We start from the raw sequence: 20,657 nt of genomic DNA on the forward strand, positions 1-20,657 counted from the left end.
GAGTGGCGGGTGGGGTAGTGGAGGCTGCCGTAGGAGGATCCTGATGTACGGCCCCGGTGCTGCATCGGATGATGGCGCACCTTGTGGCCTTTCCGGACGGCTTCGGCCACCAGACCTTGGAGAATCAGCAGGGCACGGTGGCGCAGTTGCGCAGGCATCGCCAGGCAGCTTCGGTCTTCCCGGAGCCCGGCCACGACCGGATGCGGGGACCGTAGCTGCTTGGGCACAGAAACGGGTGCTGCCGTCTCGGGCCCTTGCTGTCGCGAGTTGGGGTGAGTTCCGTCCAGCAGGGAGATCTGCAGGTCGCGCGCCCACAGCCGCTGCTTCTCGATCCGCTTGCCGGCCGGAACGAGGTTGTGCCGCTTGGCGTAGTCGACCACCCGTCGCCACTCGGTGACCTCTGCTTCGTCCGGCTCGCTGATGATCACCTGGCGCTCGGCGACGAGCTGCTCCACGAGCTTGGTCGCCTTTGCCCGTCGAGCACGTGGGATCGGCCGCTCGCTGTAGGGCGTCGGCGCCTTCTTCGCGGAGCTTCGGCTGCGCTGGCGAAGTGCGGTCGGCTTCTCACCCCGTGACGTCGAGCGCTTGTTCGTGGGGTGGGTGACCGTAGGGGCCGCGGCCTTGGTGGTGCTGTGCGCGGGATCGTCCGGGTGGTGGCCGTGCTTGAGGTAGAACTTCCCAGCTGCGGTGACTTGCGCGGTCACGACGCCCTTCTTGCGCTGGATCGTCAGCAGTCCACGATCACGAAGTGCAATGGCGGAACGCCGCTCGCCTGGATCTTGTGCGCCGAGATCTTCGCCGGCGTCCAAGCGGCCCAGCAGGGCGCGCTGTCGGCCGTTCAAGGGAGACCAGCGATGCATGCCATCAGCTCACACTGTCGGCCAGAACTGAGCAATCACTCGTATGGGTGTGGGTTGTCTTCTCACGCCAAGTGCTCCTCAACGGCATTGGCAGGCGACTCGGGGCACATGCAGGGCACATGAGGCTCGAAAACGGCACCGACCAGCAGGTACCAGTGAAGGAAATTCCTGCTGGTCAGTAGCGTTCCGGTGGTGAACCCGCAGGTCACCGCGGTGGTGGAGGCACTTGATCCTCAAATGGCGCGAGGACGCTCCGCTGCAGGCGGCCTGAGGAGTGGAATACCGCTCTGACCTGCTCCTTCGGTCCGATCAGGGCACACCTCGCAGGTGTAGTGCGCGCGGCCCGCACTCGCGGGTGTGTGCGGGCCGTGCCCAGGCGTCGTGGTGTGCTCAGGCTCCCGGGTCCGGGGCCACCGCGCGCTGTACGCAGTCTCGGAGCAGGGCGCGCCGTTGGTCGTGCACGGCCGCGGTCTCCCCGGCGGAGGCGGCGTAGACGTTGCTCACCGGGGACCAGGCCATGGACATGGCGATGACCATGGCCATGAGGTCGAAGGGGTCTGCCTGCCTGATGCGCCCGGCGGCCTGGGCCTCTGCGATGGCGCGGAGTTTGTGGTCGTCATAGCGGTCGTGGTCCGGCACGAGGTTCCCGGTCGGGCGCCGCTCCAGGCGCGCCCAGGTCGCGAGCCGGATCAGATCCGGGCGGCTGAGGTATTCGTCGTAGAGGCGCACCGCCCAGTCGGCGAGGTCCGCGGCGTCGATGGGGACGACATTGGTGATCCGCTCCAGTGAGGCGAAGAAGATCGCGTCGAAGAGCGCGTCCTTGTTGCCGAAGTAGCCGTAGAGCTGTGCCTTGTTGGTGCGTGCGGCGGCGATGATCCGGTCGATGCGTGCGCCGGCGATGCCGTGCCGGGCGAATTCCCGGGTGGCGGCGTCGACGATGCGCTGGTACGTCGCGGCTCCGCGGCTGCTGGACGGCTGCTCAGGCATGCTCCGCATCTTACAGACCGACTTGTCTGTTTGCTTCTCGGCTCCCCTGCGCCTACCGTCAAACAGACCGAACAGTCTGTCTGAGGAGATGGTGATGCGCCCTACGACCGGATGGCGCGCGGACAGCGCGACGCGGACCCTGCGCCGCACGGCGCTGGAGCGACGGGAGCTGCGCCCGGACGACATCGCGGTACGTGTGGAGTACTGCGGCGTCTGCCACACGGACCTCCACGCGCTGCACGCCCACGAGAGCGACGCGGACGGCGTGCTCGTACCCGGGCATGAGTTCACCGGCGTCGTCACCGAGGCCGGCAGTGCGGTTTCCGGTTTCTCCCCGGGCGCTCCCGTGGCAGTCGGCAACATCGTCGACTCGTGCCGCATCTGCCGCATGTGCCAGGCCGGCCAGGAGAACTTCTGCCGTGAGTTTCCGACGCTGACCTACGGCGGAGCCGACCGGCAGGACGGGACGACCACGCTGGGCGGGTACTCCCGCGAGTACGTGGTGAGCCATCGGTTCGCCCACCACCTCCCCGCGGGCCTCGACGCGGCCGCCGCAGCCCCCCTGCTCTGCGCCGGAGTCACCGTCTGGGAACCGTTGCAGGCGCTCGGAGTGGGCCCGGGCAGCACCGTCGCCGTTGCCGGACTGGGCGGACTGGGGCACCTCGCGGTCAAGATGGCGACCGCGCTCGGTGCCACGACTTCCGTCATCAGCCGCACTCCGGACAAGGCCGGCGAAGCGCGCGCCCTGGGGGCGCGGGGATTCGTCGTGTCCACCGACTCCACGCAGACGGACACGGTCCGCGACCGGTTCGACGTGGTCATCGACACCATCTCCGCCCCCCACGACCTGGCCCCGTACCTGCGGATGACCGCCATGGACGGCACCCTCAGCCACCTCGGCCACCTCGGACCGGTCACCGTGGACACCCTCGACCTGCTCATCGGCCGCAAGAAGCTCAGCTCCGCCGGCAGCGGCGGCCGCCCGTCCACCGGGGCCATGCTGCGCTTCTGCGCCGAACACGACATCACCGCAGACATCGAACTACTGCCGTCGTCCCAGGTGAACACCGCTCTCGAACGCCTGGAACGCAACGACGTCCGCTACCGCTTCGTACTCGACATGTCCGACCTGGACTGACCGGCGGCTTGTCCCACAGCAGGCCGGCGACAACCACGAGAGCCGCCCGGACGACCGGGGAGACGTCATCCAAGGCCGACTTCACCCTGCCGAGCACACATGTCCTCGGTGAGTCCGGTCGGCGCCAGGACCTACTCGCGAACCTGGGTCAGCGCGTGGGTACCGTCGGTGCGCCAGGCCGCGCCGGACCGTTCAAGAGTCTCCACGGTCCCCTGTTCCAGCCCCACGACGACATCGGACTTCAGGGTGCGGAGCGCCGCGACCGCCCGTGGGAAATGGGCGGTGCGCTCCGCGAACGGCACCGTGGCATGCCACTTCCGGTCGCCCACGAGACGGCGGTAGTTGAGGTCCCCCTTGAAGATCGTGAGCGAGACGGCCTCGAACTCCTTCCGGAGGTCCCCGGGCATCTCCTCGTACGGCAGCGGGGCGCAGAAGAACGGGTGGGCACGTACCTCCATGCGCCCGGTTGCCATGGCCTTCCACAAGCGCCCGCCGATCGTGCCGGCTTCACCGGGCGCCTCGGTGAGGCGGCGGAGGCAGTCGACGACGTCCGGGAGCGTCGCGTCGGAGACGTAGTACGGGGCCGGCTTGACGTGGAGCGCGACCTGCTCGGCGTGCCCGTGCTCAAGGAGGTGGTCGACGAGGACCAGGTCCGGGATCAGTTCTCGCCCCGCGTTGTCCGCCACGACGGCGACGGGTGCCAGGGCTCCGGCGGGCAGCAGCCGCCAGAGCACCGCACTGTCGTCGGCGACCAGGCCGCCGTCAGTGTCGCCCGCCGCCGGTTCCGCGGCCGTCACGCGGAATCCGAGGTCTGCGCGATTGCCCCAGAGCGCGGCGTGGAGCAGTGCCGCGGCCCGCTCGCCGGCGGGGGCGCCGGCGAGTGCGTCGAGGGCCCGCAGTTCGTTGTCCACCGCCGTACCGCGCAGCTCAGCCTCCTTGAAGGGGGCGAAGGGGTCGATGCCCTGCCACGGGCCCGAGCCGAAGTACTCGATGGCGCCGAGCAGCCTGCGGTAGAAGTAGCTCTCGGCCCACAGGAACGGGACGTCGAACCACGATCGCCCGAAGTGCCCCTGTCCCCACTCGGACCAAGCCGCGTGATCGTGCTCTGAGCGGGGGAGCGGTTCGACGACACCGTTGGTGATCTCGTCCAGCAGGGCGTCGAGCGCGTCGTGCTGGCGGCGGCCGTAGGGGAAGGCGTCTCGTACCTGTTCGATCAGGGCCGGATGACGTTCGGCCAGGACGTCCCGGGCGAACGAGCCGGGTTCGTTGCTCAGAATGACCGGCGCGCCGTTTCCGGCAGCCGTGCCGGTGCCGCGGCCGGCCTCATCGCCCGCGGAGCCGGAAGTGGTCTCTGTCATGGTGTCCAAGCCTTCGCTTTCCGCTCATCGGCGCTTGATTCTTCGGCGTCGGCATCCGGCCGCCACCGCGAGCACGAGACGATCCCCGGCTCCGGCAGCTCCAGTCTGCCGAAGAACCGCGTGACCTCCTCCCGGCTCCGGGCGGTGATCGACACCGGAGGCGCGGGGCTACTCGAAGGTCACCTTGCCGTGGTCGTCCGTGCGTACGGGGAGGTCGTTCCAGGTGAAGTCGAAGTCGCCGCTGCGGCATGACCAGAGGATGTCCTGGCAGAAGTAGCCGGTGTCCTCGCCCGGTGGCGCGGTGAAGACGTCCGGGAGGCGGTCGCAGCGCGGGTCGCGGGGGGCCAGGGGGCCGTCGGCGTCGCTGCGGGCTACGTGGCGGGCGTAGGCGGCGTAGACGGCTCTGGCGGTGTGGACGCCGGTGAGAGGTGTGGTGGTGGAGCGGGGGCGGGTGCCGCGCGGGGTGCCGGTGCGCTCCACCTTCCAGGGCACCTCCACGTCCGCGTAGAAGACGGTGCAGCGGGCGGTGGCTCCGGCGCGTGTCGGGAGGGTGCCGGTGCAGCGGCCCGGGCGGACGGGGCGGAGGTCGTCGGCCATGAGGAGCGTCTCGCGCTGCAGGCGGACGAGGAGCCGGTCGGTGCCGGTCGCGCCGGGGCCCGCCGCCGGTACGGCCCGTGCGGCGGCGGCGGTGGTCAGGGCGGGGATGCCGCCGCCGGGGCGGATCGCGACGGGGCGCCGGCGGCCGCTGACGTCGGAGGGCTCGGGGCGGTCGTCGCAGCGGTGCGATGTGTCCGTGCAGCCTGATAACAGGGTCACCACGGCTGTCACGGCCGCCACGGTGGGGGCCAGGGCGCGGCTCATTACTCCGTTCTACCTCCGGACACCCCTCTGAACGAGCAGTGCGCCCCGTTCACTCCGGCGTACGCCCCGGCGCGCGCCCCCGCGGATCACCGTGGTTCCAGGCGTGTCCGCGGATGGGCCGGCAGGGGGCGTACCCGCGGCGGCTGCTCCGGCAGTGCGGCCGTTTTGCCCTAAATGTACGATTCTGGCGTTGCTGTTCCCTCCTGGAAGGAACTCCGATGCCCCGTACTCGGAAAGCGACCCTCGGCGCCCTCGGCGCCACGCTTTGCGCGACCGTTCTGGTCGGTACCGCAGGGACCGCCCACGCACAGGACGACAACGGCGTCGCCAAGGAGAGCGCCACGGACATAGCCAACCGGGCCGTGTCCGCGTTCAACGACGCCCGGTCCCTGCACGTCACCACGGAGAGGACGGGGTCCGGGCTCAGCCGCACCGACGCGACCAGCCTCGACGTCAGCGCCGACCGCGACAACAACTGCGTCGGCACCGTCGGCTTCGCCGCCGACGGCGGCAGCCTGGAGGTCGTCCGGCACGCCGACAAGGTGTGGCTCAAGGCCGACGCCGCCTGGCTGCGGAACAACCTCCCGGCCGGCGAGTCGCAGGACGTGCAGAAGCTGGAGGGCAAGTTCCTCCAGGGCACCACCCAGGACCAGGGCCTTTCCGACCTCGCCAGGATCTGCAGCATCAACGAGTACCGCGACACCCTCAAGGACGCCACCTCCGCGGGCACCCTGAAGAAGGGCAGCGAGACGACCGTCGACGGCAAGCCCGTCATCGACGTCACGGGCAAGCACGACGGGATGGACCTGACCCTGTCCGTCTCCACCCAGGGCAAGCCGTTCCCGGTGCGGGCGACCTCGAAGGGCGACGGCGACTCGCAGACGACGAACTTCACCTTCGACCAGCCCGTCCCGGACAAGACCCCGCCGGCCGGCGAGACCGTCCCCTGGGGCGGCTGACGCCCCGGCCGAGCCGGTCCCGCCGCCCGTCCGCGCGCGTCGCCGCGATGTCAGTCCCCGGTGTGAGACTGGTCCGCATGAGCGAAGAGCGCGGGCGGGCACGGGATTTCGGCATCCCGCTGACCGGCGAGCCGGGGGAGTGGAACGCGATCACGGACGTGCCGGGCGTCCAGGTCGGGTACGTGACGCTGGTCGAGGGCGACGACGTGAGGACCGGGGTCACGGCGCTGCTGCCGCGCGGGCGCGACGGCGTCGGGACGCCCTGCGCGGCGGGGTGGCACTCGCTGAACGGCAACGGCGAGATGACCGGCACGGCGTGGCTGGAGGAGAGCGGCGCGCTGGCGGTGCCGGTGCTCCTCACCAACACGTACGCGGTCGGGCCGGTGCACCGCGGCGTGGTCGAGTGGGTACGCACGCACCGCAGGGACATCGCGCCGGAGTGGCTGCTGCCGGTGGTCACCGAGACGTGGGACGGCTACCTGCACGACATCCACGGGGCGCACGTCACCCCGGCGCACGCGGGCGCGGCGATCGACGCGGCGGCGGGCGGGCCGGTCGCGGAGGGCGGCGTCGGGGGCGGCACGGGGATGCGGTGCTACGGGTGGAAGGGCGGCTCGGGGACCGCCTCGCGCGTGGTGCGGTACGGGTCGGAGCGGTACACGGTCGGCGTCTTCGTGCAGGCCAACTTCGGGGCGCGGCGGGAGCTGGTCGTGGCGGGGACGCCGCTGGGACGGGCGGCTGCGGAGGCCGCGGAGGTGGCTGAGGCCGCGGAGGCGGCGCGTGAGGGGGGAGGCGGCAGCGGCGGCGGTACGGGCGCGGGCGGAGGCCCGGGCGCCGAGCGGCCCGTGCCGCCCGGGGCCGGGTCCGTCATCGTCGTCGTCGCGACCGACGCGCCGCTGCTGCCCGGGCAGTGCAAGGCCCTCGCCCGGCGGGTGCCGCTGGGCCTGGCCCGTACGGGCACCACCGGCAGCCACTTCTCCGGCGATCTCTTCCTCGCCTTCTCCACCGCCAACCAGGGCGCCCTCACCAGCACGTTCCCGCCGCGCCCCGCCGCGGACGGGGACGCCGGCGGCGCCGGTGACGACGCTCCGTACGAGACGCTGCGCTTCATACCCTGGGGCCGCGTCGACCCCTTCCACGCGGCCGTCGTCGAAGCCGTCGAGGAGGCCGTGCTCAACGTGCTGACCGCCGCCGGGCCCATGACCGGGCGCGACGGCCACCACGTGCCCGCGTTCCCGCTCGCGGCCCTCGCCGGGCTGCGCGGGGCGCGTACGGACTGACACGCGGACGCCGCGCCCGGCCCTCCCCGGGGGCCCGTGGGCGGCGTGTCGGTCCCTGCCCCGCCGCCCGCGGCGCCCACGATGGGTGCGCCGAGGCGAGAGGAGCCGCACCGTGGCCCTGCACCAGACCGAGCGCGGCGTCGCCGGACCGTACGACGACGTCTACGCGATGCCCATCAGCGAGCACGCGCTGCCCAAATACTTCATGCCCGAGGAGGTCTCCGACCCGCGCGCCGTCAACGCGCTCATCCGCGACGAGCTGGCCCTCGACGGCAACGCCGCGCAGAACCTGGCGACGTTCTGCACCACCTGGGCCGAGGACGAGGTGCACAGCCTCATGGACGAGTGCATCGGCAAGAACATGGTCGACAAGGACGAGTACCCGCAGACCGCGGACATCGAGAACCGCTGCGTGCACATCCTCGCCGACCTGTGGCACTCCCCGCACGGCGAGACGACCATGGGCTGCTCGACCACCGGCTCCAGCGAGGCCGCGATGCTCGGCGGCCTGGCGCTCAAATGGCGCTGGCGCACGCGCCGGAAGGCCGAGGGCAAGCCCGCCGACCGGCCGAACCTGGTGTGCGGTCCCGTGCAGGTGTGCTGGGAGAAGTTCGCCCGTTACTTCGACGTCGAGCTGCGCCAGGTGCCGCTGGAGCCGGACGCCACCGGGCTGCGCCCGCACCAACTCCGCGAGTACGTCGACGAGAACACCATCGGCGTCGTCGCCATCCTCGGCGTCACATACACCTGCGACTACGAGCCGGTCAAGGAGATCGCCGCGGAACTCGACGCGATCCAGGCCGACACGGGCCTGGACGTGCCCGTGCACGTGGACGCCGCCAGCGGCGGCTTCGTCGCCCCGTTCCTCCGCCCCGAGCTGGAGTGGGACTTCCGGGTGGAGCGGGTGGCGTCCATCAACTCCTCCGGCCACAAGTACGGCATGGCGCCCCTCGGCGTCGGCTGGGCGATCTGGCGCTCCGCCGACCTGCTGCCCGAGGACCTGATCTTCCGCGTCAGCTACCTCGGCGGCGACATGCCGACGTTCGCGCTGAACTTCTCCCGGCCCGGCGGCGAGGTCGTCGCGCAGTACTACAACCTGCTGCGGCTGGGCCGCGCGGGCTACCGCCGCATCTACCGCGCGGCGGCCGGCAGCGCCGAGTGGCTGGGCGAGCAGATCGCCGGCATGGGCCCGTTCACGCTGCTGTACGACGGGCGCGGCGCGCTGCCGGCGGTGTCGTGGACGCTGACGGACCCGGCGGGCGCGGGCTTCACGCTGTACGACGTGACGGAGCAACTGCGGCTGCGCGGCTGGCAGGTCCCGGCGTACCCGCTGCCGCCGCGGCGGCAGGAGACGGTCATCCAGCGGGTGCTGATCAGGCACGGGATCAGCCACGACAAGATCGAGCTGCTGGCGGCGGACGTACGGGAGGCGCTCGACCGGCTGAAGGACGGGGCCGGAACACCGGCGCCGCAGCAGCCGGCCTTCCACCACTGAGCCGCGGGACGGGCCGGCGCGCCGCGCCGGCGCCTGACGGCGGCCCGCCCGGCGGACGTCATGGCGGGTGACCGGCGTGGTGCCGGGCGGGTGTCAGGCGAAGAGGTCCCGGCGGACACCCGGCCCGGCGGCCGGAACCGGGCGGGTGCGAGCGGCGGCGGTGTCTCGGCTCTCTGCTGTGTCCTGGCGGCCAATCGTTGTCGGTGGGGCCGTCTACCCTTGGGCGGGAGTGCGGGGAAGATACGGGTGCCGGGTGTGGCCGGTGCCGGGCCGGCCTCATCAGACCAGGCGGCGGGCGTCCGCCTTGTCGATACGGGCGAACAGCAGCGTCAGCACCGCCCCGCCCACCGCCCACGCCGCGATCACCAGCAGCGACCCCGTCATCGCCCGCCCGTCGAAGTACGCGATCGACCGCGCCGTCCACGTCCCCGCCCCCGGGATCAGCGCCGGACCGATCTCCCGCCAGAACGGCGGCAGCAGCGGATACGGATACGGCCCGCCCGCGCTCGGGTTGCCCGCGATGACGATCACCAGCACCGTCATCCCGACCCCGAGGATCCCCAGCATCCCCTGGAACGCGAACGTCGTCGCCCCCGCCGCACACACCAACAGCGCCCCCAGCGCCGCCAGACCCAGCACGCTGCCCGGCAGCGCCCCCAGCACCGGCCCGATCACCACCGCACCCAGCACCCCCAGCGCGATCGCGTACAGCACCAGCACCCCCAGCCGGATCACCGCCCGCCGCGTGTCCGCCGGCCGCGCCCCGTAACTCACGGCGAGGATCGCCGCGCACAGATACCCGCCGACGCACCACCCCACCACCAGGTAGAACGCCGACAGCCCCCGCGCGTCCCCCGGGTCCGCCGGCGCCACGTCCACCGTCCGCACGTCCCGGCCCTGCGCCCGCTCCGCCGCCGTCACGACCTTCCGTACCGCGTCCGACAGCGACGGCCCGCCGCCGCTCGCGACCAGCAGCACGTCCTTCGACCCCCGCGGGTCGACGACCAGCGCGCCGTCCAGACCGCGGTCCCGGATCCGGTCCACCGCCTCGTCCCGCGACGCCGCCGCCCGCGCCGACAGCGGCGAACCCGGCAGCCCGTTCAGCCCGTCGACCACCTTCCCCCGCTCCCGCGCCGGGGCGACCACCCCGACCGGCACGTCCTTCGGCTTCGGCGAGTGGAAGGCACCCGCGTACGAGGTGATGAAGAGCACGCCCAGCGCCAGCACCCCCAGCACCAGCAGCGCGGACCGCGGCGTCACCGCGTCCTTCACCTGCTGCCGGAGACTCCCCCCGCCCCCCGAACCCCCGCCGGGTACCCCGCCGTCAGCCGCCCCGCTGCCCCCCAGGCCGTCCCCGTTGTCCAGACGCATGCCCCCAGCCTCCGCGACACCCCCCGCCCCCGCACCGCGGATACGCCCGAACGGGCCGCGCCCCCCTTCACGGCATCACCGCCAGCACCAGATACGCCGCGAACAACGCCAGATGCACCCCGCCCTGCTGCAGCGTCGCCCGCCCGTGCGTCACCGTCAGCGTCCCCACCAGCACCGTCATCGTCAGCAGCACCAACTGGCTGCTCCCCAGCCCCAGCTTCAGCGGCCCCGCCAGCCAGATCGACGCGATCGCCACCGCCGGGAGCGTCAGCCCGATACTCGGGATCGCCGACCCGTACGCCAGGTTCAGGCTCGTCTGCACCCGGTCCCTGCCCGCCTCCCGCACCGCCGCGATCGACTCCGGCAGCAGCACCAGACTCAGCCCCGCCAGCGTCGCCACCGTCGCCAACTGCGTCCCCGTGCCCTCCGCACTGAAGAACGCCTCCCCGCGGCGCAGCGCCACCAGCAGCAGACTGAGGCCGACGATCCCGTTGCACGTGATCATCACCGCGGCGAACACCGTGTCCCGGGCCAGCGCGCTCGCCCTCTCGCCCCCGTCGACCATCATCGTGACGATCAGCGCCACCTCGATGACCGTCACCGCCACCGCCAGCACCAGCGCCCCGTACGGCTGCCCGATCCGCTCCGCGACCACCTCCGCGTGATACACGGCCGCCAGCACCGCGGTGATGAGGAAGAAGCAGACGACACCCGTCATGACGCCCGAGAGCGAACGCTGCCACGGGAAAACAAGCACCACCGCGGCCGCCGGCGGCACGACGACCGACCAGTGGATGCGCCGGGAAGCCGTACGGACGGACATGTTCCGACAGTGGCACGCGGCGCGCGCCCCTGCTCAGCGTGCGCAGCCGGACGGCGGTCCCGAACGGCCCCGGGCGTCCCGGCCCGTACGGCCCCGGGCGTTCCCGCCCGGTACCCCCCTGTCCCTCCGCCCTACGCCCCCGCCGCCGCCAGCCGGTGCTCCTGCGGGCTCACCCCGTGCACCCTCTTGAATGCCGTACTCAGCGCAAACGGGCTCCCGTACCCCACCCGCCGCGCCACCGCACCCACCGTCGCGTCCGGCTCCCGCAGCAGATCCGCCGCCAACGCCAGCCGCCACCCCGTCAGATACGTCATCGGCGGCTCCCCCACCAGCTCCGCGAACCGCCGCGCCAGCGCCGCCCGCGACACCCCCGCCCGCACGGCCAGCTCCGCCACCGTCCACGGATGCGCCGGATCGTTGTGCAGCAACTTCAGCGCCCGCCCCACCACCGGATCCCCCTGCGCCCGGTACCACCCGGGCGCCCGCGCCTCCGGCCGCGCGAACCACGCCCGCAGCGCCGCCACCACCAGCAGATCCAGCAGCCGGTCCAGCACGACCTCCTGCCCCGGGTCGTCCCGCGCGATCTCCTCCCCCAGCAGCGGGAGCAGCGGGCAGTCCCACGCGTCCCGGCGCAGCACCACCAGCCGCGGCAGCGCGTCCAGCAGCCGGGCACTGATCTCGCCGGTGTTCTCGTACGAGCCGATGAGCATCATCGCCGAACCGTCGCCGCTGTGCCCCCAGGTCCGCACCCCGAGATCCATCTCGCCGGCGAGGCTCCGCCCGTCCGGCGTCTCGCACCGCCCGCCCGGGTGGATCAGCGCCTGCGGCTCGGTCGCCGGATCGTCGGAGAAGACATACGGATCCGGACCGCGCATGATCGCGATCTCGCCCTCCCCCACCCGCACCGGCTCCGCGTCGTCGTACGTCACCCACGCCGTACCCCGCGCCTGCGCCACGAGGGACAAAGGCGCCCGGTCCATGATCCGCACCGCCCACGGCGGCTCCAGGATCGCGCGCATCATGAACGCGCCGCGGGCATGCGGGCTGTCGAGGAGTCCGGCGAACGAATCCATACCCCCAGCGTAGACGCTCACGTATGCGATCGAGCCTCTGAGCCATGGAGCGTCCAGCCCCGCGCCGCTTCACTGGCCATATGACGAACAACGACCAGAACATCCACCTCATCATCGGCGGCACCGGCAAGACCGGCCGCCACGTCGCGCGGACACTGGCCGCCCGCGGCCACGCCGTACGCGCCGTCTCCCGCCGCAGCGACACCCCCTTCGACTGGCACGCCCCCGGCACCTGGCCCCCCGCCCTCCGCGGCGTCCGCACCGCCTACCTCACCTACGCCCCCGACCTCGCCGACCCCGCCGCCGCCCCCGCCATCCGCGCCTTCACCGAGACGGCCGTACGCGCCGGCGTACAGCGCCTCGTCCTCCTCTCCGGCCGCGGCGAACCCGAATGCCACCCCAGCGAGGACGCCGTCAAGGAATCCGGCGCCCAGTGGACCATCGTCCGCTGCGCCTGGTTCATGCAGAACTTCGACGAGGACTTCCTCCTCGAACCCGTCCTCTCCGGCGAACTCGTCCTCCCCGCCGCCGACATCCCCGAGCCCTTCCTCGACACCCGCGACATCGCCGACGTCGTGGTCGCGGCCCTCACCGAAGACGGGCACAGTGGAACCACCTACGAACTGAGCGGCCCCCGCCTCCTCACCTTCGGCGAGGCCGCCGCAGAGATCGGCAAGGCCACGGGCCGCGACGTGCGCTACGTGCCCGTCACCCCCGAACAATTCCGCGAGGCGGTCACAGGGCACCTGCCGCAGGAACTCGTCGAGATCTTCGCCGAACTCTTCACCCGCATACTCGACGGCCGCAACGCCCACCTCACCGACGGCGTCCGGAAAGCCCTGGGACGCGCCCCCCGCGACTTCACCGACTTCGTGCGCGAAGCGGCCGCCAGAGGAGCCTGGAATGTCTGACTTCCGCACCGCCGCGCTCTTCGCGGCCGTCCTCACCACGGGACTGAGCGCCGGCCTCTTCTACGTCTGGTCGTACTCCGTGATGCCCGGCCTCGCCCGCGCCTCCGACCGCACCTTCGCCGAAAGCTTCCAGCAGATGAACCGGGCCATGATGAACGGCTGGTTCGCCCTCACCTTCGGCGGCGCCCTCGTCCTCCTCCTGCTGGCCGGCGGACTGCTCCTCGGCGCCGACGGCGACCAGCGCTCCAAGCCGCTCCCGTGGCTCGTCGCCGCGCTCGTCCTCTACGTCGCCATGCTGGCCATCACCTTCGCGATCAACGTGCCGATGAACAACGAACTCGACGCCGCCGGCGCCGTCGACCAGATCAAGGACCTGGCCGGGCTGCGCGAGCGGGTGGAGGACAGGTGGGTGCGCTGGAACAACGTCCGCTCCGTCGTCACGGTGCTCTCCTTCGGCAGCGTGAGCTGGGCGCTGCTGCAGTACGGACGCGCCACCGGCAAGGGATAGCCGGGTGGCGCGACGGGGCCGGCGCCGGGGGCACGGGGCCCCCGGGCCGGACTCCGTCGTGCGCGGGCGTACCCGCGCACAGGGGAAAGCCCCCGCCGGGGCCGCCTCCGTGTGAACCGGGGAGTATCACGGGGCGGCACCCGCCGGGGGCCGGGGGGATGGATCAGGGGGTGGAGAGGGGCGTAGCGGACCGGCCGGTGGCTCAGTCGTCGGAGTCGTCGGAGTCGTCGTCACCGGAGTCGTCGCCCCGGTCGTCGCTGTCGTCGTCGCCGTCGTCCGACTGACCGTCGTCGTCCCCGCGGTCGGCGACGACGTCACCGCTGGCGGCGTCGACGTTCACCTCGTACCACTTGCCGTCCTCGCCGAGGACGTCGATCTCCCACTTGCTCGCCTCGTTCTTGCCTTCGTCGTCCGCGGCGTCGAACTCGGCGGAACCCACCGTCCCGGCGTGCTCCCGCAGCGCCGCGGCGATCGCGTCGTCCACGCTCACCTTCGCCGCGGCGAGCGCCTCCGCCTCGGCCCGGTCGTCGTCCCGGCCGTCGTCGTCCCGGTCGTCCCGGTCGTCCCGGTCGTCCTGGCCGTCGTCGCGGTCGTCGCCGGCCACCTGTACGTCCGCCGGCACCGAGGCGGCGTCCGCGCCGCTGTCGCCGCCGTCCGAGGCCGCGACCGCGGTCACCGTGCCGCCGGTGATCAGAGCGGCCGACGCGACGGCGGCGATGACGATGTTGCGCTTCATGAGGGTTCCTCCTGCTGTCGACGGCCCGTGCCGCTCTGTGCTGACAGGGACCAAGCTGCCTGAGCGACCCTGAAGGCATCCTGAAGGCACCTGAACAGTTCTTCAGGTTCGGTTTGCGACCCTTAGGGGCATGCGACTGCTGATCGTCGAGGACGAGCGACGTCTCGCCACCTCCCTCGCCCGCGGGCTCGCCGCCGAGGGCTTCGCCGTGGACGTCGTCCACGACGGCGTCGAGGGCCTGCACCGGGCCACCGAGACCGACTACGACCTCATCGTCCTCGACATCATGCTCCCCGGCCTCAACGGCTACCGCGTCTGCGCCGCCCTCCGCGCCGCCGGCGACGAGACCCCCATCCTCATGCTCACCGCCAAGGACGGCGAGTACGACGAGGCCGAGGGCCTCGACACCGGCGCCGACGACTACCTCACCAAGCCCTTCAGCTACGTCGTCCTCCTCGCCCGCGTACGCGCCCTCCTGCGCCGCCGCGGCCGCACCGCCGCCCCCGTCCTGCGCGTCGGCGCCCTCGCCGTCGACCCCGCCGCGCGCCGGGTCCACGCGGGCGACACCGAGGTGACGCTGACGACCAAGGAGTTCGCGGTCCTCGAAGTGCTCGCGCAGCGCGCCGGCGAGGTCGTCGCCAAGTCCGAGATCCTCGACCACGCCTGGGACTTCGCGTACGACGGCGACCCCAACATCGTCGAGGTCTACGTCAGCGCCCTGCGCCGCAAACTCGGCGCCCGCACCATCCAGACCGTACGCGGCGCCGGCTACCGCCTCGCCGACCCTGACACCGCCGGCGGCAGCGCCCGTGCGTAGCCCCTTCTCCTCCGTACGCGCCAAGGCCGCGGTCGGCGCCACGGCCGTCGTCGCCCTCGCGCTCGTCGCGGCGGGGGTGGCCGTCCTGCTCGTCCTCCGCTCCAACCTGCACGACCAGGCCGAACTGCGCGCCGAGGTCAACGCGCGCCGCATCGCGACGGAACTGAGCAACGGCATCCCGCTCGCCGACCTCGACCTCCCCGACGACAACCCCACGGTCGTACGCGACGACAGGGACCGGATGGTGCTCGAAAGCGAGGACCTCGGCCGCATCACCGGCGCCGGCGACGGCCCCACGGAACCGCCGCGGGACGCCCGCACGGAAAGCCCGCCGCCGAGCCCCGCGCCGACGCCGACACAGACGCCGACACAGACGCAGACGTCCACGCCGAGCCCGACGGGCGACTCGGACGACTCCGACGACCCGGAGGACTCGGGGGACTCGGGCGACGACAACGGCGGGGACCGCGACGACGCGGACGACGACGCCGAGGACGCGGCGGAGGACGCCGAGGACGAGGCGAACTCCGACGACTCCGACGACTCCGACGACTCCGGGAACGACTCGGCCGACGGCTCCGACGACTCCGGCGACTCCGGCGACGACGACCCCGCGCCGCGCCGCGGCGAGGTCGAGGACGAAGCGGAACGCCACACCGGCACGGCCGTACTCGACGGCGAACGCGCCGACTACCGCTTCGCCGGCCTCAAGGTCACCACCCCCGACGGCCAGACCTACACCGTCTGGGCCGGCGTCCCCCTCGACACCGAGCAGAACGCCGTCGGCACCGTCGGCCGCGCCATGCTCGCCGGGCTGGTCCCGCTCCTCGCCGTGGTCGCCGGGGTGACCTGGCTCGTCACGCGGCGCGCGCTGCGCCCCGTCGAGGGCATCCGCGGCGAGATGGCCGCGATCACCGCCTCCACGGACCTCTCCCGCCGGGTGCCGGAGCCCGCCAGCCGCGACGAGGTCGCCCGGCTGGCCCGTACCACCAACGAGACCCTCACCGCGCTGGAGGAGTCCGTCGAACGCCAGCGCCGCTTCGTCGCCGACGCCTCCCACGAGCTGCGCAGCCCCATCGCCTCGCTCCGCACCCAACTGGAGGTCGCCGCCGCGCACCCCGAACTCCTCGACCTGGACGGCGCGGTGGCGGACACCGTACGGCTCCAGCACCTCGCCGCCGACCTGCTGCTGCTGGCCCGGCTGGACGCCGGGGAGGAGCCTTTGGGCAAGCCGGTCGCGCTGGGCGCGCTGGTACGGGAGACTGTGGAACGCCGCCACGCGGAGGGCCGGGAGAGCGCTGGTCCGGGGCGCGAGGCGGCGGTCGTGACCGGGGAACTGGCGGACGCCACGGTGGCCGGATCACGCGGCCAACTGGAGCGCGTCCTCGGCAACCTGCTGAACAACGCGGTACGGCACGCCGCCGGCCGGGTCGACGTCAGCGTGCGCCGCGAGGGCGCGTGGGCGGTGCTGGACGTCGCGGACGACGGCGCGGGCGTGCCCCCGGCGGACCGGGAGCGGATCTTCGAACGGTTCGTACGCCTCGACGACGCCCGCAGCCGCGACGAGGGCGGCGCGGGCCTGGGCCTGGCGATCGTCCGGGACGTGGTCGTACGCCACGGGGGGACGATCGGCGTCGGCGAGGCGGCGGGCGGCGGGGCGCTGTTCACCGTACGGCTGCCGCTGAGCGGACCGCCGGCCGGCGACTGACGAGGATGCGGGTAACGTCTAACGACTGACGGCTGGCAGATTCCAAAATCTGTCAGCCGTCAGTTGGCAGGCGTCAGGCGTCACAGAGCCGACCAGCCGAGCGGCGCGCCGAATTCGTGCAAACCTTCCGCGCCCCGTCTGCGTCTTCTCCAGTGCACCGGCCGGTGTCCGCCCGTACGCACCGGCCGGTGCTCCGCACCGTCACGCGAATCAGGCCCGCAGCCGCGCCATCCACGCCTCGACCTCGTCCGCCTGCCGCGGCAGCCCGGCCGACAGGTTCCGGCAGCCGTCCTCCGTCACCAGGATGTCGTCCTCGATCCGCACGCCGATGCCCCGGTACTCGTCCGGCACCGTCAGGTCGTCCGCCTGGAAGTACAGCCCCGGCTCCACCGTCAGGCACATCCCCGGCCGCAGCGTGCCGCCCACGTACTCCTCGGTGCGGGCCGCGGCGCAGTCGTGGACGTCGATGCCGAGCATGTGCCCCGTGCCGTGCAGCGTCCAGCGCCGCTGGAGCCCCAGCTCCAGCACCTTGTCCACGTCCTCGACCTGGAGCAGCCCCCACTCGATGAGCTTCGCCGCCAGCACCCGCTGCGACGCGTCGTGGAAGTCGCGGTACGCCGCCCCCGGCCGGACGGCGGCGATGCCCGCCTCCTGCGCCTCGTACACGGCGTCGTAGATCCGCCGCTGCAGCGGCGTGTACGTGCCGTCGATGGGGAGGGTGCGGGTGACGTCGGCGGTGTAGAGGTTGCGGGTTTCGACGCCGGCGTCGAGCAGGAGCAGTTCGCCGGAGCGGACGGGGCCGTCGTTGCGCACCCAGTGCAGCGTGGTGGCGTGGGGGCCGGAGGCGCAGATGGAGCTGTAGCCGACGTCGTTGCCCTCGACGCGCGCGCGGAGGAAGAACGTGCCCTCGATGTAGCGCTCGCTGGTGGCCTCGGCCCGGTCGAGGACCTTCACGACGTCCTCGAAGCCGCGCGCGGTCGACTCGCACGCGTACTCCAGCTCCGCGATCTCGAACTCGTCCTTGACGAGCCGCATCTCGGAGAGGAAGACGCGGAACTCCTCGTCCCGCTCGCCGGTGACCTTGTCGTCGAGGGCCTTGTCGACGGCGGCGTCGTAGCCGCGCAGCAGCCGTACGGGGCCGGTGGCCTCCGCCAGGTGCTCGGTCAGCTTGCGGACGTCCTTGACGGGGAGGCCGAGCAGCTTCTCGTTCTCGGTGAGGCTGTTGCGCCGGCCGACCCACAGTTCACCCTGGCCGGAAAGCCAGAACTCGCCGTTGGTCCGGTCGGAGCGCGGCAGCAGGTACGCGGTCGCCTCGTGTCCCGGGGTGCCGTCGCCGGTGGTGACGGGCTCCAGGACGAGCACGCCGTCCTCGGTCCGGTCGCCGGTGAGGTAGGCGTAGTCGGAGGAGGGCCGGAAGGGGTATTCGGTGTCGTTGGCCCGGACCTTGAGGTTGCCGGCGGGGATGACGAGGCGTTCGCCGGGGAAGCGCGCGGAGAGCGCGGCGCGGCGCTCGGCGGCGTACGGGGCCTGGGGGAGGGGCTGGAGGTCGTGGCGCTCGGTGTCGGCCCAGCCGGACTTCATGTTCTCGGCGAGCTCGTCGGAGAGAGCCCCGTACAGGCCGTTCTTCCGCTGTTTGACGGGCTTCTCCTCGGCGCCCTCCGCGCCCTCGGCGCCTTCCGCGGTCGCTCCGGGCGCGGTCTCCGCGGTCTCCGCGGTCTCGGGCGTCCGGGTCTGCGGCTGCTCCTGGGTCACGGCTTCCTCCTCTGCGATGCGTCGGCCGCTCCCAGCGTACGGCCGGGGGCGCGCCGCGCAGACCCCGCGAGCAGTGACGTTTCGAACGACGCGGGCCGGGGCGCGCCGCCCGGCGGGCGGCCGGTGGTCCGGATGGCGGTCAGCCGGTGAGCTGTACGGCGAGGAGGACGACGTCCTCGGGATGGTCGGCGCCGTCGTGGGGGCCTGCGGGCAGCAGGCGGGCGAGGACGTGGTCGGTGAGCGCTTCGGGGTCGTCGCGTACGGGTGCGGGGGCGGTGGCGGCGGCGTGGTGGAGGCGGGTCATGGCCTGGTCGGTGGGCCGGCCGGTGCGGTGGAGGAGGCCGTCGGTGTAGAGGAGGACGGTTTCTCCTGGCGCGGGGTCGATGGTGACGCTGGGCGCTTCCCAGCAGGTGAGCATGTTCAGCGGCGCGGAGAGGGTGGTCTCGGCGTACTCGGTGCGCCAGGGGCCCGTGACGAGCGGCGGGCAGTGTCCGGCGCCGGCGACGACGATGCTGCGGCGGCCGGGCGGCGCGTAGGCGAAGAGGGCGGTGGCGCGGCGGCCGGGTTCGGTGAGCCGCATGAGGAGTTCGAGGTCGGAGAGGACGGCGACGGGGTCTTCGCCTTCCATGACGGCGTACGCGCGCAGTCCGGCCCGCAACTGGCCCATGGCGGCGACGGCCGCGGGTCCGCCGCCGCCCGCGGAGCCGACGGCGAGGCCGAGGGCGCCGTCGGGGAGGGGGAGGACGTCGTAGAAGTCGCCGCCGCCGAGGGGGCCCGTGCGGTGCCGGACGGCGACGCGGGCGCCGGCGACGCGGGGGAGGCGGGCCGGGAGCAGGGCGGCGCGGACGCCGTCGGCGGCGGTGCGGGCGCGGGTGAGGTCGAGGAGCCGGGCGAGGTGGTCGCCGGCGCGGCGGGTGTAGAGGCCGGCGATGCGGCGCTGCCGGTCGGTGGGGCGGGCGGGCCCGTCGTAGAGCCACTCGGCGGCGCCGAGGAGGGCGGGGGGCGCGGCGGGGGCGGGGTGGGTGCCGGTGCGGTAGGCGGGCGGGCCGGCCGGTACGGGTCCCGGTGTCTCCGGGTGTACGGGTCCGGGGGCGTCCCCGGGCTGTCCCGGCAGCGGCTGCCCGGTGTGCGGGTGCGGGTGCGGGTGCGGGTGCGGGCGGCCGGGTGCCGGGGGTCCGGCGGCCGGCGGCCGGGGAGCCGCGGGCCCGTGGTCGTGAGGGCCGGCGTGGTCGGCCGGCGCGGGTCCGGCCGCCGCGGGCCGCTGCGGCCCGTAGCCGGCGTGCCCTGTTCCCGGGAGTGCCCCTCCCGGGAACAGGGCCCCGGGGAGTCCCGCTCCCGGATAGCCGAGCCCCGGATTGCCGACCCCCGGATGGCCGGTCCCCGGGGGTGTCCGCTGTCCGGATCCCGTCTGGCCCGGTTGTGCCATACCCGCCTGGTCCTGCTGTCCCGGCCCCGGGTGTCCAGAGCCCTCCGCTGCGCCCGGCGCCCCCGGCCCCGCCGCGCCCGGGGCCCCCGCGGCCGCGAGCGGTACCGCGTAGCCCGCCCCGTAGCCGAGGCGCATGGCGATGTCGCGGTGGCGGGGGTGGAGGTCGGGTTCCGCGGCGAGGTCGGGGCGGCAGACGTCGGCGGGGCGGGTGGCGGCGGGGGCGTCGAGGATGCGCCCGTACGACGTGGACGCGCGTGGCACGGTTTCCATGGCGCCGAGTTCCGCGGCGCCGATGCCGTATCCGACGCGGGTGTCGGGGCCGCGGCCGTCGGCGGGCTGCAGGACGGCGAACCCCCGGCGCGCGCCGAGGAGTTCCGCGCCGGCGCGCAGGATCTCGTGCAGCGCCTGTTCCAACTCCGTCGTGCGGGCGAGTCGTCCCGTGAGTTCGTGGAGTGCGCTGAGGTCGCCGGCCCAGGCGGAGAGGCGGTCGTACGAGGCCGCGGGGGGCTCGGTGGGGTGGGCGATGGCGGGTCGCAGCAGCCGCTGTAGCTCAATTCCGGCCACATTCGGGAACGGTGGGGTGCTCACCGTCGG

17 protein-coding genes and 2 pseudogenes are annotated in these 20,657 nt (G+C 73.1%); 8 read left to right on the forward strand and 11 right to left on the reverse strand.

Going from position 1 to position 20,657, the window contains the following annotated elements; all coding sequences use genetic code 11:
* Both FB457_RS32135 and FB457_RS32140 read right to left on the reverse strand, forming a co-directional pair.
* Window positions 1-860: pseudogene (locus tag FB457_RS32135) on the reverse strand (hypothetical protein); the annotation flags it as partial.
* Between the two features lie 390 nt (window positions 861-1,250).
* On the reverse strand, window positions 1,251-1,847 hold the full coding sequence (locus FB457_RS32140) for a TetR/AcrR family transcriptional regulator (protein ID WP_047020101.1): 597 nt from the start codon (window positions 1,845-1,847) through the stop codon (window positions 1,251-1,253).
* Window positions 1,848-1,941: 94 nt separating this feature from the next.
* Between FB457_RS32140 and FB457_RS32145 the strand changes: the two genes are divergently transcribed.
* Window positions 1,942-2,985: an NAD(P)-dependent alcohol dehydrogenase gene (locus FB457_RS32145; protein WP_047016709.1), complete on the forward strand. Its 1,044-nt coding sequence runs from the start codon at window positions 1,942-1,944 to the stop codon at window positions 2,983-2,985.
* A gap of 131 nt (window positions 2,986-3,116) precedes the next feature.
* Here FB457_RS32145 and FB457_RS32150 read toward each other — a convergent pair whose 3' ends face one another.
* From FB457_RS32150 to FB457_RS32160, 3 genes are read right to left on the reverse strand one after another with little or no spacing between them, the layout of a single operon-like run.
* The gene (locus tag FB457_RS32150) at window positions 3,117-4,343 is read right to left on the reverse strand and encodes a damage-control phosphatase ARMT1 family protein (protein ID WP_047020100.1); all 1,227 of its coding nucleotides are present in this window, start codon (window positions 4,341-4,343) and stop codon (window positions 3,117-3,119) included.
* On the reverse strand, window positions 4,340-4,498 hold the full coding sequence (locus tag FB457_RS32155; protein WP_222439530.1) for an SAM-dependent methyltransferase: 159 nt from the start codon (window positions 4,496-4,498) through the stop codon (window positions 4,340-4,342). Before FB457_RS32155 ends, FB457_RS32150 begins: the two co-directional genes overlap by 4 nt.
* Before the next feature lie 13 nt (window positions 4,499-4,511).
* The gene (locus tag FB457_RS32160) at window positions 4,512-5,204 is read right to left on the reverse strand and encodes a hypothetical protein (RefSeq protein WP_047016708.1); all 693 of its coding nucleotides are present in this window, start codon (window positions 5,202-5,204) and stop codon (window positions 4,512-4,514) included.
* Between the two features lie 218 nt (window positions 5,205-5,422).
* Between FB457_RS32160 and FB457_RS32165 the strand changes: the two genes are divergently transcribed.
* The 3 genes from FB457_RS32165 to gad all read left to right on the forward strand — a co-directional run bounded on the left by FB457_RS32165 (window position 5,423) and on the right by gad (window position 8,938).
* Entirely contained in the window at window positions 5,423-6,163 is a 741-nt protein-coding gene (locus FB457_RS32165) for a hypothetical protein (protein WP_047016707.1), read from the forward strand.
* 77 nt (window positions 6,164-6,240) lie between these two features.
* Window positions 6,241-7,443 carry a P1 family peptidase gene (locus FB457_RS32170; protein ID WP_047016706.1) on the forward strand — a complete coding sequence of 401 codons (1,203 nt, stop codon included), beginning with the start codon at window positions 6,241-6,243 and terminating at the stop codon, window positions 7,441-7,443.
* Window positions 7,444-7,555: 112 nt separating this feature from the next.
* Entirely contained in the window at window positions 7,556-8,938 is a 1,383-nt protein-coding gene (gene gad / locus FB457_RS32175; RefSeq protein WP_047016705.1) for a glutamate decarboxylase, read from the forward strand.
* A 279-nt stretch (window positions 8,939-9,217) separates the two neighbouring features.
* On the opposite strand, the gene FB457_RS32180 is transcribed toward gad, so the two are convergent.
* The 3 genes from FB457_RS32180 to FB457_RS32190 all read right to left on the reverse strand — a co-directional run bounded on the left by FB457_RS32180 (window position 9,218) and on the right by FB457_RS32190 (window position 12,205).
* Window positions 9,218-10,309, reverse strand: a complete 1,092-nt coding sequence (locus FB457_RS32180) for a DUF3533 domain-containing protein (protein WP_347613742.1) — start codon at window positions 10,307-10,309, stop codon at window positions 9,218-9,220.
* A 67-nt stretch (window positions 10,310-10,376) separates the two neighbouring features.
* Window positions 10,377-11,132, reverse strand: a complete 756-nt coding sequence (locus FB457_RS32185; protein WP_145784135.1) for a calcium:cation antiporter — start codon at window positions 11,130-11,132, stop codon at window positions 10,377-10,379.
* A 131-nt stretch (window positions 11,133-11,263) separates the two neighbouring features.
* A complete protein-coding gene (locus FB457_RS32190; RefSeq protein ID WP_047016703.1) occupies window positions 11,264-12,205 on the reverse strand; it encodes an AraC family transcriptional regulator in 942 nt (313 codons plus the stop codon).
* Between the two features lie 80 nt (window positions 12,206-12,285).
* Here FB457_RS32190 and FB457_RS32195 point away from each other — a divergent pair, with 80 nt between their 5' ends.
* Together FB457_RS32195 and FB457_RS32200 are read left to right on the forward strand one after the other, a co-directional pair.
* Entirely contained in the window at window positions 12,286-13,116 is an 831-nt protein-coding gene (locus FB457_RS32195; protein WP_047016702.1) for an NmrA family NAD(P)-binding protein, read from the forward strand.
* Window positions 13,109-13,624 carry an anthrone oxygenase family protein gene (locus FB457_RS32200; RefSeq protein WP_047016701.1) on the forward strand — a complete coding sequence of 172 codons (516 nt, stop codon included), beginning with the start codon at window positions 13,109-13,111 and terminating at the stop codon, window positions 13,622-13,624. Before FB457_RS32195 ends, FB457_RS32200 begins: the two co-directional genes overlap by 8 nt.
* A 202-nt stretch (window positions 13,625-13,826) precedes the next feature.
* Here the strand turns inward: FB457_RS32200 and FB457_RS32205 are convergent, their stop codons facing one another.
* A complete protein-coding gene (locus tag FB457_RS32205) occupies window positions 13,827-14,360 on the reverse strand; it encodes a PepSY domain-containing protein (RefSeq protein ID WP_145784137.1) in 534 nt (177 codons plus the stop codon).
* Between the two features lie 130 nt (window positions 14,361-14,490).
* On the opposite strand from FB457_RS32205, the gene FB457_RS32210 reads away from it, so the two are divergent.
* Entirely contained in the window at window positions 14,491-15,177 is a 687-nt protein-coding gene (locus FB457_RS32210; RefSeq protein ID WP_047016699.1) for a response regulator transcription factor, read from the forward strand.
* 559 nt (window positions 15,178-15,736) lie between these two features.
* Window positions 15,737-16,885 (forward strand): annotated as a pseudogene (locus tag FB457_RS32215) (sensor histidine kinase); the annotation flags it as partial.
* A 210-nt stretch (window positions 16,886-17,095) separates the two neighbouring features.
* Here FB457_RS32215 and FB457_RS32220 read toward each other — a convergent pair.
* Together FB457_RS32220 and FB457_RS32225 are read right to left on the reverse strand one after the other, a co-directional pair.
* A complete protein-coding gene (locus FB457_RS32220; RefSeq protein ID WP_145784141.1) occupies window positions 17,096-18,637 on the reverse strand; it encodes an aminopeptidase P family protein in 1,542 nt (513 codons plus the stop codon).
* Between the two features lie 139 nt (window positions 18,638-18,776).
* Window positions 18,777-20,627: a PP2C family protein-serine/threonine phosphatase gene (locus FB457_RS32225; protein WP_145784143.1), complete on the reverse strand. Its 1,851-nt coding sequence runs from the start codon at window positions 20,625-20,627 to the stop codon at window positions 18,777-18,779.
* Between the last annotated feature and the right edge of the window lie 30 nt (window positions 20,628-20,657).

It is taken from the genome of Streptomyces sp. CNZ287 (genome assembly GCF_007827615.1).

Bases quoted from the DNA above. Each gene is read 5' to 3' on its own strand.
- FB457_RS32140 (WP_047020101.1), bottom strand. From the start codon at position 1,847: ATGCCTGAGCAGCCGTCCAGCAGCCGCGGAGCCGCGACGTACCAGCGC.
- FB457_RS32145 (WP_047016709.1), top strand. From the start codon at position 1,942: ATGCGCCCTACGACCGGATGGCGCGCGGACAGCGCGACGCGGACCCTG.
- FB457_RS32150 (WP_047020100.1), bottom strand. From the start codon at position 4,343: ATGACAGAGACCACTTCCGGCTCCGCGGGCGATGAGGCCGGCCGCGGC.
- FB457_RS32160 (WP_047016708.1), bottom strand. From the start codon at position 5,204: ATGAGCCGCGCCCTGGCCCCCACCGTGGCGGCCGTGACAGCCGTGGTG.
- FB457_RS32165 (WP_047016707.1), top strand. From the start codon at position 5,423: ATGCCCCGTACTCGGAAAGCGACCCTCGGCGCCCTCGGCGCCACGCTT.
- FB457_RS32170 (WP_047016706.1), top strand. From the start codon at position 6,241: ATGAGCGAAGAGCGCGGGCGGGCACGGGATTTCGGCATCCCGCTGACC.
- FB457_RS32180 (WP_347613742.1), bottom strand. From the start codon at position 10,309: ATGCGTCTGGACAACGGGGACGGCCTGGGGGGCAGCGGGGCGGCTGAC.
- FB457_RS32185 (WP_145784135.1), bottom strand. From the start codon at position 11,132: ATGTCCGTCCGTACGGCTTCCCGGCGCATCCACTGGTCGGTCGTCGTG.
- FB457_RS32190 (WP_047016703.1), bottom strand. From the start codon at position 12,205: ATGGATTCGTTCGCCGGACTCCTCGACAGCCCGCATGCCCGCGGCGCG.
- FB457_RS32195 (WP_047016702.1), top strand. From the start codon at position 12,286: ATGACGAACAACGACCAGAACATCCACCTCATCATCGGCGGCACCGGC.
- FB457_RS32200 (WP_047016701.1), top strand. From the start codon at position 13,109: ATGTCTGACTTCCGCACCGCCGCGCTCTTCGCGGCCGTCCTCACCACG.
- FB457_RS32205 (WP_145784137.1), bottom strand. From the start codon at position 14,360: ATGAAGCGCAACATCGTCATCGCCGCCGTCGCGTCGGCCGCTCTGATC.
- FB457_RS32210 (WP_047016699.1), top strand. From the start codon at position 14,491: ATGCGACTGCTGATCGTCGAGGACGAGCGACGTCTCGCCACCTCCCTC.